Origin of the sequence: Enterobacter sp. Lyrl_3 (assembly GCF_051948675.1) — a bacterium.
GTDB classification, from domain to species: Bacteria; Pseudomonadota; Gammaproteobacteria; order Enterobacterales; family Enterobacteriaceae; genus Enterobacter; species Enterobacter cloacae.
In genome coordinates this window covers 55808-71361 of sequence record NZ_JAYJLI010000008.1, presented here as the reverse complement: position 1 = coordinate 71361, position 15554 = coordinate 55808, and the positions used below count along the sequence as shown (strand labels likewise).

The window sequence follows — 15554 nt, the reverse complement described above, 5'->3', positions numbered from 1 at the left end:
ATGCTATTCAAACCTCGATTTATAACAGGCTAAAACATCCGCCTAACACTATTTAGCATAACCTGCTTTTTCAGGGGCGTTGGGATAAGCAGACAATTCTGATAGATATCAACCTCCTTGCCCTGCCGCTGAAATTGCGCGACGATCTCAGTAATGCAATGAGGAATTCCATGAACGCTTTCAGCCCCGCGCAGTTTCGCGCACAGTTTCCGGCGCTGGCCGATGCCGGTATTTATCTCGATAGCGCTGCCACAGCCTTAAAGCCGCAGGCGGTTATTGAGGCAACGCAGCAGTTTTATAGTCTGAGCGCAGGCAATGTGCATCGTAGCCAGTTTGCCGAGGCCCAGCGCTTAACCGCACGCTACGAAGCGGCACGCGATCAGGTTGCTCGTCTGCTCAATGCCGAAAGCGGGAAAAATATCGTCTGGACGCGGGGTACCACCGAAGCCATAAACATGGTGGCCCAGTGTTATGCCCGCCCACTGCTTCAGCCCGGAGACGAGATCATTGTCAGTGAAGCGGAACATCACGCCAACCTGGTCCCATGGCTGATGGTGGCAGAGCAAACAGGGGCACGGGTGGTAAAGCTCCCGCTGGGGACAGATTACCTGCCGGATGTAGCACAGTTACCGGAGCTGATTACACCGCGCAGCCGCATTCTGGCGCTTGGACAGATGTCCAACGTCACCGGTGGCTGCCCGGATTTGGCGCAGGCTATCCGCATCGCGCATGCCAACGGCATTATAGTGATGGTTGACGGCGCGCAGGGCGTGGTCCATTTCCCGGCCGATGTGCAAAAACTGGATATCGATTTTTATGCCTTCTCAGGGCATAAGCTCTACGGACCAACCGGTATCGGGGCGCTGTACGGTAAGCCTGAGCTGCTGGCACAAATGACGCCGTGGCTCGGTGGCGGCAAGATGATCGCGGAAGTCTCTTTCGAGGGCTTTAAAACCCAGGACGTCCCTTACCGTCTGGAAGCGGGTACGCCAAACGTGGCGGGCGTCATTGGCCTGAGCGCCGCGCTCGAATGGCTCGCCGAAACGGACATTGTCCAGGCGGAAAGCTGGAGCCGGGGTCTGGCGACGCTGGCTGAAGAGGAGCTTAAAAAACGCCCTGGCTTCCGTTCGTTCCGCGTGCAGGATTCAAGCCTGTTAGCCTTTGATTTTGCGGGCGTACACCATAGCGACATGGTGACCCTGCTGGCAGGATATGGCATTGCGCTGCGTGCCGGGCAGCACTGTGCCCAGCCGCTGCTGGCAGCGCTTGGCGTGAGTGGTACACTGCGCGCCTCGTTTGCACCTTACAATACCCAAAGCGATGTCGACGCGCTGATTTCCGCGGTTGACCGCGCCCTTGAACTCCTGGTGGATTAATGACTAGCTCAGCTTTAGCCGGACATCCGTTTGGCACAGTGATCACAGAAGAAACGTTAAAACAGACCTTCGCGCCGCTCACACAATGGGAAGATAAATATCGTCAACTGATCCTGCTGGGTAAGCAGCTTCCGGCCCTTTCTGACGATCTCAAAGCGCAGGCAAAAGAGATCGCGGGCTGTGAAAACCGCGTCTGGCTTGGGTTCAGCGTATCCGGTGAGAAACTGCATTTCTTTGGCGACAGCGAAGGACGTATCGTTCGCGGTCTGCTGGCGGTGCTGTTAACCGCCATCGAAGGGAAAAGCGCGGCGACGCTACTGGCGCACTCACCGCTGGCTCTGTTCGATGAGTTAGGGCTGCGCGCGCAGCTAAGCGCCTCGCGCGGTCAGGGCCTGGTCGCCCTTAGCGAAGCGGTGCAGGACGCCGCCCGTCAGGCTCAGGCCTGACGTTCCGCCTTCGCCATCATCTTTTTCAGTGCGTGAGACACCGCCACAAAGCCAAAAGAGGCGGTCACCATAGTGGCCGCGCCAAATCCTGAGGCGCAATCCATCCTTTTTGGCCCTTCCGCCGTGCTTTTCATTGCACACACCGAGCCGTCCGCCTGCGGATACACCAGCGCTTCGGTCGAGAAAACACAGTCGACGCCCAGCTTGCCCTTGCTGTTTTTCACCACGTTAAAATCGCTTTTCAGACGTTCACGCAGCTTGGCCGCCAGCGGATCCTGAATGGTTTTGGCCAGATCGGCCACCTGGATCTGTGTGGGATCAATTTGTCCGCCTGCGCCACCGGTGGTCACCAGTGGCACCTTGTAACGACGACAGTACGCAATAAGCGCCGCTTTTGGACGCACGCTATCGATCGCGTCAATTACGTAGCTGTAGCCTTTACTCATATAGTCTGCGACATTATCCGCCGTCACAAAATCATCGATCACCGTGACCCGACATTCCGGGTTGATCAGGCGGATACGCTCTGCCATGACCTCAGATTTTGCCAGGCCGACGTTGTCACGCAGGGCATGGATTTGACGGTTGGTATTGGTGACGCACACGTCATCCATATCAATCAGCGTGATTGCGCCAATACCGGTTCTGGCCAGCGCTTCTGCCGCCCACGAGCCCACACCACCAATGCCCACGACGCAGACATGCGCATCCGCAAACAGCTGCAGGGCTTTTTCACCATAGAGACGTGCCGTACCGCCAAAACGCTGGCGCCAGGCGTCGCTGATTACCACAGACATAAAACCTCAGATGTAAAAAGGGTGAGGTTTTTCCTCACCCTGAACAGTAATCCGTATTCCGCTCAGAATACCACAATCAGCCGCTGAATACGTTTCCGGTGCCAGGCGCTGTCTTCAGTACCCATACGCGGCCATAGTGGTTATACCAGCCCGCCCGGTGACCGGCATCCGGACCAATTCCCTGATAAATATCGAAGTGCTGGCCTTTAATCGCGCCACCAACGTCCAGTGCCACCATCAGACGTAGCTCGTACTGGCCGTTAAATTTACCGTTATTATCCAGCAGCGGCACTTCTGCCAGCAGCGTGGTGCCCGCAGGAATGATGGAACGATCCGATGCTACCGACGCACGGCCAATCAGCGGCACGGCGCTCGCCCCTTTCACCGGCGCAAAGTTTTGCGGTTTGAAGAAGACGAACGACGGGTTCTGCTCCAGCAGCTCGCGTACCTCGGCTTCACTGTGTTTTTCGCCCCACTCGCGGATCGCCTGCATCGACATATCTTCTTTTTTCACTTCGCCACGGTCGATCAGCACTTTACCAATGCTGCGATAGGCATGGCCGTTTTTACCAGCGTAGCTAAAGAAGTTCAGCGGAGAACCGTCACCAAAATCGATGTAGCCGCTGCCCTGAACGTCCATGATGAAGTTATCCATCAGGGAGTTACTGTAAGCCAGGACGTAGTTTTCGCTAAGCGCACCGGCGTAGATCTCTGCGCGGGACGGCAGGCGACCACGTTTTGGCGGCATACGATAAATAGGATACTGGAATTCGCCCTGACGCGTATGTCGCGCCTGGATAACCGGGGTATAATAGCCGGTAAACTGCACGTTGCCGTAGTTGTCCGCCCCTTCCATCTGCCAGGCGTCGATACCAAACTGGCGCATATTGCGCGTATCGCCGCCCGCGCGCAGCCAGTCCTGCACCGCGTTATAGACGCTACTCTGGGCACCATACAGGCGCGGCGACGCATTGCGGATCTGGTAAACCTGCTCGGAGAAATCACCGGCGTTGATCGGTGCGCCGACAGCATCCGGCTGGTTAACTAAAGAGAAAGGCTGGGATAACTTCCCGTCTTTATACTGTTGACCGCGATCGGTCGGTTTAGAAGAACAGGCCGCAAGAATGGCTACCATTGCGCCCGTGATCAGATACTTTGCCCAACGTCCTTTCATTATATCTCGTCTTTAAGTTGCCCATTTCCGCGTGATGAAGATAACAAACCCACTGTTCTAATGAAACGGAATCACATGCCCTTTGGCAAATTCTGAGCAAAAAATAGTCCAAAGGTTTCAATGTCGTTCAATTTACATACAAAATTAATGAATTATGTGAAAAAGGGGTTGCATCACAAACCTAACCGAGTATAGTGCGCTTCCACGGACGCGGGGTGGAGCAGCCTGGTAGCTCGTCGGGCTCATAACCCGAAGGTCGTCGGTTCAAATCCGGCCCCCGCAACCAATTAAAATTTGATGAAGTATAAGCAGTACGGTGACGCGGGGTGGAGCAGCCTGGTAGCTCGTCGGGCTCATAACCCGAAGGTCGTCGGTTCAAATCCGGCCCCCGCAACCAATCAAATTTGATGAAGTAAAAGCAGTACGGTGCCGCGGGGTGGAGCAGCCTGGTAGCTCGTCGGGCTCATAACCCGAAGGTCGTCGGTTCAAATCCGGCCCCCGCAACCAATACTTCTAAAAACAATAAACACCCTTAAGGGTGTTTTTTTGTATCTGTCGTTTGTGAATTTGCCGGGGGTTAACCCGGCGTTCAGCATTATCCACGTCGTGCCAGCGTCGCCCCGTCAGAGAAATACGCCCGGATCCCTGCCAGAATCGACTCAGCCACTTCCTGCTGGAATTTGGCCGTCTTGAGCTTACGCTCCTCTTCCACGTTACTGATAAACGCCGTTTCAACCAGGATAGACGGAATATCCGGTGCCTTCAGCACCGCAAACCCGGCCTGCTCGACGCTGTTTTTGTGCAGCTTATTGACCCGCCCCAGCTTGCCCAGTACCGCTTTACCAAACTTCAGGCTATCGGTAATGGTCAGCGATTGCACCATGTCGAACATGGTGTGATCGACGTAGCGGTCTCCGCTTTTGCTCACACCACCGATGAGATCCGAGGCGTTCTGCGTGTCCGCGAGGTAACGCGCCGCGGTACTGGTTGCCCCTTTGGTTGAGAGCGCAAATACTGACGATCCACTCGGCTGACGGCTGGTAAAAGCATCAGCATGGATAGAGACGAAGAGATCCGCCCGCTGCTTCTGGGCTTTTGCCACGCGGACTTTCAACGGAATAAAGACGTCTTCATTACGCGTCATGTAGGCGCGCATGTTGCCCTCTCTATCGATTAACGCCTTCAGACGGCGGGCAATCTGCAACACCACATCTTTTTCCCGCGTCCGGTATTTGCCTACCGCACCCGAGTCTTCTCCGCCGTGGCCAGGATCGAGCATGATCACAATCGGGCGATCGCGCCCTGCTTTTCCGGGCTGCGGACCACTTTGCGCAGGCGGAACCTGTTTCTCCAGATTGCCCTGGTTGTAGTCTTCCAGTAACGCCAGGAGCGGATCCTGAATGTCCGTTGCATTCGCCGGATAGAGATCCATCACCAGACGCTCTTTGAACGATGCCACAGGCGCAAGGGCGAACAGCTGCGGTTTCACGTTCTGCTTGAGTTCAAACACCATGCGCACGGTTTGCGGATCAAACTGCCCAACGCGCGCCGATTTGATAAACGGATCGTCACCACGGATCTGCGCCGCCATCCCCTTCAGAACGGAGTTCAGGTTAACGCCTTCGAGATCCACCACCACACGCTCAGGGTTGCTCAGGGCAAATTGCTTATATTTCAGCACCCGATTGGATTCCACCGTCACACGCGTATAGGTTGACGACGGCCAGACGCGCACCGCCACCACCTGACTTGTGGCGGCAAGACCCACCTGGCTGACGCTGAGCAGCCACATCGCCCCTGCCCCTTTTAACAAACGGCGGCGGCTTATTGCTGAATTGGATCCCGACATGCTTCTCCCGAGCAAGAAATCTGATTGACAGACAAAACATCAAAATTGACCGAAAACTTTAACGAATGACGCATAAACTGTCATCTATAAAAGGGTAAACAATCATACGTTAACGCACGGATTACTTATTATTTTCTGTGGGTCGCAGAAAATTTAGGCTTGCACATGCGGCCACAATCGAATAAAAATACACAAATTACGAATAAACATTCATTAAGGGTTGTGCCATGGTGAAGGAACGTAGAACCGAACTGGTCCAGGGATTCCGCCATTCTGTTCCCTATATCAACGCCCATCGGGGAAAAACGTTTGTCATCATGCTCGGCGGCGAAGCCATTGAGCATGAAAACTTTTCCAGCATCGTCAATGACATTGGCCTGCTGCACAGCCTCGGCATCCTCCTGGTGGTGGTGTATGGTGCGCGTCCGCAGATCGATGCGAACCTGGCCGCACACCATCACGAGCCGATTTATCACAAGCATACCCGCGTTACGGATGCCAAAACCCTTGAGCTGGTGAAACAGGCAGCGGGTCTGCTGCAGCTTGATATCACCGCGCGTCTGTCCATGAGCCTGAACAACACGCCGCTTCAGGGGGCGCATATCAACGTCGTCAGCGGTAACTTCATCATCGCTCAGCCTCTTGGCGTGGACGACGGGGTAGACTATTGCCACAGCGGACGCATTCGTCGTATTGATGAGGAAGCCATTCATCGTCAACTGGACAGCGGTGCCATTGTGCTGATGGGGCCGGTGGCCGTTTCCGTAACCGGCGAGAGCTTTAACCTCACTTCAGAAGAGATTGCCACCCAGCTGGCGATCAAACTGAAGGCGGAGAAAATGATTGGGTTTTGCTCCTCTCAGGGCGTCGTGAACGAAGAAGGGGTGATCGTGCCAGAGCTCTTCCCGAATGAGGCCCAGGCCCGCGTGGAAGCGCTGGAAGCCGAGGGAGATTACTACTCTGGTACCGTCCGGTTCCTGCGCGGTGCTGTGAAAGCCTGCCGCAGCGGCGTGCGTCGCAGCCACCTGATCAGCTATCAGGAAGACGGTGCTCTTCTGCAGGAGCTGTTCTCCCGCGACGGTATCGGCACCCAGATTGTAATGGAGAGTGCGGAGCAGATCCGCCGCGCCACCATTAACGATATCGGCGGTATTCTGGAGTTAATTCGCCCACTGGAGCAGCAAGGGATCCTGGTACGCCGTTCCCGCGAACAGCTGGAAATGGAGATCGATAAATTTACGATTATCCAGCGCGATAATCTGACCATCGCCTGCGCCGCGCTCTATCCGTTCCCGGAGGAGAAGATCGGCGAAATGGCCTGCGTTGCCGTCCATCCAGACTACCGCAGCTCTTCACGCGGCGAGATGCTGCTTGAGCGCGTGGCGGCTCAGGCGCGCCAGATGGGCCTGAGCAAGCTGTTCGTTTTGACCACGCGCAGTATTCACTGGTTCCAGGAGCGCGGATTTACGCCTGTGGATATTGATTTGCTGCCTGAAAGTAAAAAAGAGATGTACAACTATCAACGCCGCTCAAAGGTGCTGATGGCCGACCTGGGATAACAGATCCTTCGCCGGGTGGCGTTGCGCCGACCCGGCCTCTCTTTCTCACCTCGTTCAGAGGGACTCAAATATCGCGCTCAGGCCGCTTCGCCGTTCTGTACGGGTGGCAATCGCCTGCACCAGCACACGCTCGTCGGTATAGAGCGACAAGCGCTGACGCGCGCGGGTGATGGCGGTGTAGATGAGCTCGCGGGTAATCACGGGTGAAAGCTGGGTGGGCAGGATCAACGCCGCATGGTTGAACTCCGAGCCCTGGGACTTGTGTACCGTCATCGCCCATGCTGTTTCATGTTCAGGCAAGCGACTGGGCTGCACAGACTTCACGCTTCCGTCCGGCATCAGGAACCAGACGCGTAGACCCTGTCCACGGTCAAGCGCAATGCCAATATCGCCGTTAAACAACCCCAGCGCGCTATCGTTACGGGAGATCATCACTGGCCGACCTTCGTACCAGCGTGAATGCGGCGTGCGGGTGATTTTGCGCTTTTGCGCAAGCAGTTGCTCAAGCCTGTCGTTGAGGCCGCTGACGCCAAAAGGCCCCTCTCTCAGCGCACACAGCAGCTGATATTCGCCAAACGCGGCAATGACCTGCGCAGGCGTATGTTGCTGCTGCACGCTCGTCAGGAAGTGCTGATAGCCCAGCAGGGCATCATCCAGCATCGCCTGATACTCTTCCCCGGTTTGCAGCGATTTCTTCTCAATATCACTGAAGCTGCCGTCAAAAACGGCACTGGTCGCATGCCGATCCCCTCTGTTCACGGCCGCCGCCAGTTGGCCAATGCCGGAATCACTCCCGAACCGGTAGCTTTTTTGCAGCAAACAGAGGCTGTCTCGCAGCGCCGCCGCGAGAGACTGACTTTCGGCTGCGAGCGAACATCCGGTGAGGCGGGCTAACTCCTCAGCACGTTCCGCGGTATACCCAAGACTCGCATAGGTGCAGATATCGCCCAGTACGGCCCCGGCTTCCACCGAGGCAAGCTGGTCACGATCGCCCAGGAAAATTACGCGCGCGTGGGGAGGTAAGGCGTCAATCAGCCGCGACATCATCGTCAGGTCGATCATCGACGCTTCATCCACCACCAGCACGTCAAGATGCAGCGGGTTTCCGGCGTGGTAACGCAGGCGCTGGCTGCCCGGCTGGGCGCCCAGTAGCCGGTGCAGGGTGCTGGCTTCATTGGGGAAAAGCGCAAGCTGTTCCTGCGTGAGCGGCAGTTTTTGCAGCGCGCCACCTAACGACTCCGTCAGCCTGGCCGCCGCTTTGCCGGTGGGCGCCGCCAGGCGAATACGGCATTTTTGCTCACCCGACAGCTGAATCAGCGCGGCAAGCAGTTTTGCCACGGTGGTGGTTTTACCCGTGCCCGGTCCGCCCGAGATCACCGAGATCCGCCGCGTTAAGGCGACGGCCGCCGCCACTTTCTGCCAGTCTGTCGCCTCATCTGAGGTAAACAGGGCATCCAGCGTTTGCCGGAGCCGCGCTTCTTCACAGGGAAGCGGCGCATTTGTCTCGCTGAAAAAGCGCGCTACCGTCAGTTCATTACGCCACAGCCGGTTAAGGTACAACCGGTCGCCGATGAGGATCATGGGCGTCTGGGTATCGGCTCTGCTGACAGCAGGAGAGCTTAGCAAAACGCTCTGCCAGTCTACCGACTCGCCCAGCAGGGCAAAACAGGACTGAAGAGCCGAAGGCATTTTCTCATCAATGGTCAGGCGCGAAAGCGGCAGGCAGACATGCCCTTCCCCCGCGTCGTTGCTCAGGATAGCGGCAGCCAGCATTACGGCCGGCTGCTCGCCAGCCACCATGATGGCGAACTGCACATCAAGATGGCGCAGTAAACGCTGTTCTACGGCTTCCAGCAGTAATTCCTGCATCGTCATGCCAACTCCTCCGTGCCTGCGGCAAATAAACTGTCCATTTTCTCAATCAGTGCCGCGTCCGGGCGCGTACTAAAAATACCAGACTGCGGATCGTCGGCATCCACCCCGCGCAGGAAGAGGTAAATCACCCCGCCAAAATGGTCTTCGTAGCGGTAATTTGCAATGCGATGACGCAGATAGCGATGCAGCGCAAGGGTATACAGCTGGTACTGCAGATCGTAACGATGCATCTGCATGGCAGAGGCCATCGCCTGTTGGGTATAGGCTTCGCTGTTTTCACCCAACCAGTTCGATTTGTAATCCAACAGGTAGTAACGCCCTTCATGGCGGAACACCAGATCGATAAAGCCCTTCAGCATCCCCTGAACCTGACGGAAGTTAAGTGGCGGGCAACCGGCGGATAGCGGGTCGTGCTCGCGGATCAGCGCATCCAGTGCCTCGGCTCTTAGCGGGCTGGCGATGGGGAGATAAAACTCCATCTCCACCTGCTTATCTCTGGCGGTCAGCTGGCTGAGCGAAATACCCTGTGCCGTGAGCGGGGCGTGAAGGATAGCGGTGATCCATTCGCTGAGCACCGGCTGCCATTGCGCGTCGTAGCCGCCGCTTTGCAACATTTTCAGCACCCACTCCTCAGAGACAGGTTGCGTGAAATCCAGCTCTTCAAACAGGCTGTGTAAAAACGTGCCCGGTGACGCGCCGCGCGGAAATTGATGAGGGGTCAGCACCGGTTCATCCGGCACACTGCCGGTACCTGCGGCATCCACGTCAAGCTTAGGCATCAGATCCTGCGCAATGCTCTGCCCGTGCTGCTGTAAACCGGAATAGCTGGTCACGCGCCAGTCGTCTGCAACGGTTCGCGTAATCTGCCGGGCCTGCAGGTCGGTTGTCTGCTGTTCTGGCAGCTGCCAGCGACTGTTATCGGGTTGCGACGGGATATGCAGGGCAATATGTTCCCCGCACAGTGTTTCAATACACTGACGCAGCCCGGCAGCATCTTTTGGCTCACCAAGCTGAATCAGCCTTCCCAGCGCGCTCAGATGAAAATCGGTCTCGCCTGCCTTTTCGCCACGGCGGCGGAATAGCGGAGCGATACCCAGACTGCAGTGCCAGACCGAGCGGGTCAGGGCCACATAGAGCAAGCGTAAATCTTCCGCCAGGCGCTCGGCCTCGGCCAGTTCTACGCTGGACTCTGCTTTGCTGAGATCGAGCACCGCTTCGAACGACTCGCGATCGTGATAAAAAGCCTGATCCTGCACCCGATAATTGGCGATAAAAGGCAGCCAGACCAGCGGATACTCCAGGCCTTTCGACTTGTGAATGGTGACGATTTGCACCAGGTGCTTATCACTCTCAAGACGCATCTGCTGGCTCGACGAGTTACTGTTCGGATCGGCAATTTGCTGCGCCAGCCAGCGCACCAGGGCATGCTCGCTCTCCAGCTGCGTGCCCGCCTCCTGCAACAGTTCGCTGATATGCAAAATATCGGTCAGACGGCGCTCGCCGCCCACTGTGGCGAGCATATTCTCGGCAATGTGACGCTGCCTCATCAGTTCACGCAGCATCGCCATCACGCCGCGTTTTTGCCAGCGCTCGCGGTACTGCACAAACTCTTCGACCACCGCATCCCAGGCGGCTTCGTCGCAATTTAGCGCATCAATATCGCGCGCGTTCAGTCCCAGCATGCTGCTTGCCAGCGCGCTGCGAAGGGTGCTTTCCCGCTCCGGCGCCATCACGGCCTGCAGCAGCCACAGCATCTCCTGCGCTTCCAGCGTTTCAAAGACGCTATCGCGGTTAGAGAGATACACGGACGGGATGTTCAGTGACGTCAGGGCATCACGGATAAGCGCCGCCTCCTGACGGCTGCGCACCAGCACCGTAATATCGGATGCTTTTACCGGGGCTGATGTGTCCCCCTTCCACAGCAACGCCTCACCGCGCGTACCTGCGCTGAGCCAGTCCCGGATCTGCGCGGCGCAGTGCTGAGCCATGGCATGTTGATAGTCCGTAACACCGCACCCCTCGCCGTCCAGCAGCCAGAAATTCATGGCGGGCTGGTTCACGCCGTTGAATTCAAAGCGCAACGAAGCATTTCTGGCGGCGAACTTTACCGGCTGGAAGGGAATCTCCCTGAACATAAACGCCGAATCCATGCGGCTGAAGAGCGCATTGACGCTCTCCACCATCCCCGGCGAGGAGCGCCAGTTGGTGTCCAGGGTGTAGTGCGCTTCAACCTCGCTGCGGGCTTTCATGTAAGTGAAAATATCCGCGCCACGGAAGGCATAAATGGCCTGTTTGGGATCGCCAATGAGCAACAGTGCCGTGTTAGGCTGCTGTCGCCAGATGCGGCGGAAAATGCGGTACTGCTGGGGATCGGTATCCTGAAATTCGTCAATCATCGCCACCGGAAAGCGCGTGCGGATGGCGGCGGCAAGCGCCTCGCCATTTTCACTGCACAACGCCGCGTCCAGGCGACTTAGCATATCGTCAAAGCCCAGCTCACCCCGGCGGCGTTTCTCACGCGACACCGCTTCACGGATCTCCGCCATGGCGCGGGTGATCATCAGGTCGTTAAGGGTTAATGGCTCTGCCAGCAGGGTTTCGATCTCAACAAACAGCGGGTGCTCCGGAACAATGCCATCGGCTTTGGTTCGCTCAATCAGAAAACGCCGGGAAAATTTTTCCAGCGCATCCGGGAGCTGGTAACCGCGCGTCTCTTCCTGCGCCCAGGCAGTGATCTTGTCGATCCATTTCCCCTGATTACCACGGTTAAACTTGCGCCTGTCGATCCCGGAGTTTTCGATAATGGCGTCGATCTCGCCGACAGACTCAATCCATTTTTGCTTAACGGCTGCAATCTTCGCGACGATTTTTTCATGGCGCGAGGCCAGCGTTTCATCCGCAGGCGGTGGAGATTTAATGACCGGGGCCTCCCCCTGCAGATAGCGCTCAATGGCGCGCAGAAGCTCCTCAGGGCCTTTCCACAACGCATGTACCGCTTCGGCGATCTCCCGCTGTAACGGGTAGCAGTGGCGACGCCAGAAATCAGCACAGGCCTGGTAGCGAAGCTCAGACTCATCTTCAATAAGCTGCAGTTCAAACAGCATGCCGGATTCAAACGCATTCAGGCTCAGCATGCGCTGGCAAAAACCGTGGATGGTGAAGACAGAGGCCTCGTCCATTTGCCGTTCAGCCAGAAGCAGCCACTGTGCGGCCTGCTGTTTATCGGCAATCTCTGCCAGCAGGCTCGCGTAGAGAGGGTTATCCGTGCTTTCGCGCAGACAGGCGATACGCAGTTCATGAATATTGGCACGGATACGGCCGCGCAGCTCAGCGGTGGCGGCCTCGGTGAAGGTCACCACCAGCAGCTCCTCCACGCTTAACGGACGCGGAAAAGCGGCCTGGCCGCCAAGCCCCAGCAACAGACGCAGATAAAGCGCGGCAATGGTGAAGGTTTTTCCCGTTCCCGCTGAGGCTTCAATCAATCGTTCACCCTGCAGAGGTAAACGTAAGGGATCAAGGGACTCAGCGGTGTCGGTCATTCTTTCTTACTCCAGGGCATAGATTGCTGCAGGGCGCTGACGCTCTTCCAGATTTTCCAGCCTTTCGGGTTAACGTAGTCCGTTTTTCCGTTCTGGCTACCAGAAACCTGAGACAGAATGGCTATTCCCTGCGGTTTAACCACCGCCTGATGGAAGAAGTCGGCAACCTTCTGAGGCGTCAGCTGTTTTATCTCGGCCACTACTTTATCACGCGAATCAAATTTCAGATTACCGCGATCGAAATCTTTGCTCAGTTGGGATGCTTCTTCACCCAGCGTCTGAGGCGGCTGCATCACCTGCGCGATGACGGCCTGCTGGATTTGGGCAAACTCATCCGGCTTCATGGCTCGCAGTTTAGCTTCCGCTTGCGGGAAGAAAGCCTGGTAACGCTGCCAGAGATAAGCGGGCTGTTTATCGCTGCTCTGCAGCAGGAAACCCAGCCCCCACTGGCGGCCAACGTTCATGGAGAAGGCAAAGACCGCGTAGCCAAGCTGCTCTTCTGTGCGCAGCTGATTGTAGAACCACGGCTGTATAATTTGTCCCAGAACGGCACTCTGCGCAGAGCTGGCAAATTCATCATAGCCCGTAGGAACAAACACGGCGGCCAGCGCGGAATCCGTGCTGTTACCTGCTTTTTCAAAAATCACATTCTGTTTTTTCTCAACCAGCACGTCCTGGTTACGGCACCACTCGTCGCCTTTTGAACCGAGCTGCTGACGTACGTTCTCCGCCAGCGTTTTGGCCTGGTCCTCGCTCATGTTGCCGACGATAAGAAACTCCGGACGTGTGTTAGTTTTCAGCGCGTCGCGGTAGGCCAACACCTCTTTTAATGTGATGGATGGCAGCAGCGCCCGGCGATCTTCACGCTGGAAATAAGGGATTTGCGACAGCATCTGCGCCGGCATAATCGCCTGATCGTACGCCTTGCCTTTCTCAGCGGAATCCATCATCTGCGCATACCAGGACTTCGCCTGCTCAAACTGCTCTTCCGTTGGCGTGTAGCTGAAATAGCCCTCCAGCAACGCCTGGAACAGCTGAGGCAGACGCTGGGTATAGCCGTTTGCATTGACCATCAGTCCGTTATTGGCGTTGGTAGAGAAGCTGATTCCACCCACCGCGGCCTGGTTGCTGAGCTGGTCAAGCGCGATACCGGCCAGATAGTCATTGAGCGCAAACATCACCTGATTTTTGGCGCTATCCATCGCTTTCGGGTTGCGAAGAACAACGCTGACATCGGCTTTTGGCTCGCTGGCGAAGTAGTGGCTTGGGGTATACACCACGCGCAACGTCGGCTCATCAACAATAAGCTGCGGGTGTGGGTACGCTTTCGCGGTTTTAATCAGGGAGAAATCATCCGGGATGTAGGGATTCAGTTCCGGCAGCTTCAACGCGATCTCGCTGGCCTTTTTCTGCCAGTTTGCGAACGTTTGCTCACTGATTTTATCCACCTGGTAAGGGGCATTCACGAAATAGGCCGTTTTGTTATGCGGCTCGTTCGGGCTGATGTACCAGATACGGGCATTCTGTGGGGTCATCATTGCCAGGCGCGCTTTTATCGCCTCAGCGTCGTACTGGTCGGCAATGTTGACCGCGTCCAGGGTATGTTCAACCGGCACGCGGATCATGGTATCCGCCAGCCACTCAACATAGTCCATGTCGCGGGTAATGGACGGATAGCGGAAATCGAGATCCAGCACGTGTGCCAGTTCGTCAAAGTAGCGTTTATCGACGCCTTTATCGCGCAGCAACGAGAGATAGCTGAAGATAGCCGCGACCACCTCATCACGGTGCGCCAGCCCTTTGTCGGTCAGGGTGGCGGAAATCGCCAGCACACCGCTGTTGCCGTTAACCACTGGATCGGAGTCGGCACGGATCCCTTCCACCAGCCCCTGCTTTTGCAGCCAGTCAGAAAGCGTTCCCGGGCTACGGTTACCAATAAGATAGGTGACCAGTTCATCCGTTTTACTGCGGAACTGTGCGGTGTTGTTATCAATGCGGAACTCAACGCGTAACACCTTGCGCGGCAGTGCGGGCACGTAGTGGATCACGATCCCTTTCTGCGCGTCGGTGACAACCGGTACGTTTATCTGCGGCAGGTCGATGTTTTTATTTGGTACCCGTCCAAAGGTCTGCGCCGCCATGGCAGCCAGTTCTGGCAACGGTTTGTTGCTGTAGATAACCGCTTTCATCAGGTTTGCGGAGTAGTATTTGTCGCGAAACGCGTGCAGTGCATCAAGCACCGGGCTGTTTGGTTTGTCACTCAGCGTCTCGAGGTTCCCCCCGGAAAAACGGGATCCAGGGTGCGCCGGGTTGATGGTTTCGGCGCTCACCTGCGCCATGCGCATACCGTCTCGCGTGCGGGCCAGGGTCAATTCAGCATTGACGGCATTACGTTCACGGTCAGCGTATTTTTTATCCAGCAGCGGTGCGGCAATGGCATCGGCGAGACGATCCACCGCCCCTTCCAGCGCATCATTTTCGACTTCCAGATAAAACGCCGTCCGATACGGTGCCGTACTGGCGTTGTGGCTGCCGCCATGCATTTTCAGAAATTCGGAGAGGCTATCCGGCTGGGGGTATTTTTTGGACCCCATCAGCGTCATATGTTCCAGATAGTGCGCAAGACCCGGGTGCGCTTCGGGATCTTCCAGCGACCCAACGGGTACCACAAGCGCCGAGAGGGATTTCACCGCCTGCGGATCGGAAACCAGCAGCACGGTCATCCCGTTATCAAGGCGGACAGCCTGATACTGACGGGTATCTTTTTCGCTCTTCCGGATAGTTTCCTGAACGGGTTGCCAACCGGAGTCTGCCTGAGTGACGGGAGCCCAAAGGGCGACAAACAAAACAAACGCTTTGAACAAGGTGCTGCCTGGCATTAACGACCTCTTTATCACGGCTACATCATTAACAAACTTCGTGCTGGACACGCCAGCATC

At 56.6% G+C, this 15554-nt stretch carries 9 protein-coding genes and 3 tRNA genes; 6 read left to right on the top strand and 6 right to left on the bottom strand.

The genetic code is table 11. From position 1 onward, the window contains the following. Positions 1-170: 170 nt before the first annotated feature. Together csdA and csdE are read left to right on the top strand one after the other, a co-directional pair. Positions 171-1376 (top strand): cysteine desulfurase CsdA, encoded by a 1206-nt coding sequence (csdA, locus tag VF709_RS15625; protein WP_020689325.1) that lies wholly within the window; start codon positions 171-173, stop codon positions 1374-1376. Next, on the top strand, positions 1376-1822 hold the full coding sequence (csdE, locus tag VF709_RS15620; RefSeq protein ID WP_023622033.1) for a cysteine desulfurase sulfur acceptor subunit CsdE: 447 nt from the start codon (positions 1376-1378) through the stop codon (positions 1820-1822). The genes csdA and csdE overlap by 1 nt, the downstream gene beginning before the upstream one ends. On the opposite strand, the gene tcdA is transcribed toward csdE, so the two are convergent. Beyond that, complete coding sequence (tcdA, locus tag VF709_RS15615) at positions 1813-2619, bottom strand: tRNA cyclic N6-threonylcarbamoyladenosine(37) synthase TcdA (protein WP_014833111.1); 807 nt, start codon at positions 2617-2619, stop codon at positions 1813-1815. The two genes, csdE and tcdA, sit on opposite strands and share 10 nt — an antisense overlap. Positions 2620-2695: 76 nt before the next feature. Continuing rightward, a complete protein-coding gene (mltA, locus tag VF709_RS15610; protein ID WP_020689328.1) occupies positions 2696-3793 on the bottom strand; it encodes a murein transglycosylase A in 1098 nt (365 codons plus the stop codon). Positions 3794-4002: 209 nt separating this feature from the next. On the opposite strand from mltA, the gene VF709_RS15605 reads away from it, so the two are divergent. From VF709_RS15605 to VF709_RS15595, 3 genes are all read left to right on the top strand, one after another. Beyond that, positions 4003-4079: transfer RNA gene (locus VF709_RS15605), tRNA-Met, on the top strand. A 34-nt stretch (positions 4080-4113) separates the two neighbouring features. Then, positions 4114-4190, top strand: a tRNA-Met gene (locus tag VF709_RS15600). A gap of 33 nt (positions 4191-4223) precedes the next feature. Beyond that, positions 4224-4300 (top strand) — tRNA-Met (locus VF709_RS15595). Positions 4301-4388: 88 nt separating this feature from the next. Here VF709_RS15595 and amiC read toward each other — a convergent pair. Next, complete coding sequence (gene amiC / locus VF709_RS15590; RefSeq protein WP_013098541.1) at positions 4389-5642, bottom strand: N-acetylmuramoyl-L-alanine amidase AmiC; 1254 nt, start codon at positions 5640-5642, stop codon at positions 4389-4391. Between the two features lie 227 nt (positions 5643-5869). Between amiC and argA the strand changes: the two genes are divergently transcribed. Beyond that, positions 5870-7201: an amino-acid N-acetyltransferase gene (gene argA, locus VF709_RS15585; protein ID WP_149896961.1), complete on the top strand. Its 1332-nt coding sequence runs from the start codon at positions 5870-5872 to the stop codon at positions 7199-7201. Between the two features lie 54 nt (positions 7202-7255). On the opposite strand, the gene recD is transcribed toward argA, so the two are convergent. The 3 genes from recD to ptrA are packed head-to-tail and all read right to left on the bottom strand — an operon-like array spanning position 7256 to position 15494. Then, a complete protein-coding gene (gene recD, locus VF709_RS15580; RefSeq protein ID WP_058679594.1) occupies positions 7256-9076 on the bottom strand; it encodes an exodeoxyribonuclease V subunit alpha in 1821 nt (606 codons plus the stop codon). Further along, positions 9073-12615, bottom strand: a complete 3543-nt coding sequence (gene recB, locus VF709_RS15575) for an exodeoxyribonuclease V subunit beta (RefSeq protein ID WP_149896962.1) — start codon at positions 12613-12615, stop codon at positions 9073-9075. Before recB ends, recD begins: the two co-directional genes overlap by 4 nt. Then, positions 12612-15494 carry a pitrilysin gene (ptrA, locus tag VF709_RS15570; protein ID WP_149896963.1) on the bottom strand — a complete coding sequence of 961 codons (2883 nt, stop codon included), beginning with the start codon at positions 15492-15494 and terminating at the stop codon, positions 12612-12614. Before ptrA ends, recB begins: the two co-directional genes overlap by 4 nt. Positions 15495-15554: the final 60 nt, after the last annotated feature.

Bases quoted from the DNA above. Each gene is read 5' to 3' on its own strand.
- csdA (WP_020689325.1), top strand. From the start codon at position 171: ATGAACGCTTTCAGCCCCGCGCAGTTTCGCGCACAGTTTCCGGCGCTG.
- csdE (WP_023622033.1), top strand. From the start codon at position 1,376: ATGACTAGCTCAGCTTTAGCCGGACATCCGTTTGGCACAGTGATCACA.
- tcdA (WP_014833111.1), bottom strand. From the start codon at position 2,619: ATGTCTGTGGTAATCAGCGACGCCTGGCGCCAGCGTTTTGGCGGTACG.
- mltA (WP_020689328.1), bottom strand. From the start codon at position 3,793: ATGAAAGGACGTTGGGCAAAGTATCTGATCACGGGCGCAATGGTAGCC.
- amiC (WP_013098541.1), bottom strand. From the start codon at position 5,642: ATGTCGGGATCCAATTCAGCAATAAGCCGCCGCCGTTTGTTAAAAGGG.
- argA (WP_149896961.1), top strand. From the start codon at position 5,870: ATGGTGAAGGAACGTAGAACCGAACTGGTCCAGGGATTCCGCCATTCT.
- recD (WP_058679594.1), bottom strand. From the start codon at position 9,076: ATGACGATGCAGGAATTACTGCTGGAAGCCGTAGAACAGCGTTTACTG.
- recB (WP_149896962.1), bottom strand. From the start codon at position 12,615: ATGACCGACACCGCTGAGTCCCTTGATCCCTTACGTTTACCTCTGCAG.
- ptrA (WP_149896963.1), bottom strand. From the start codon at position 15,494: ATGCCAGGCAGCACCTTGTTCAAAGCGTTTGTTTTGTTTGTCGCCCTT.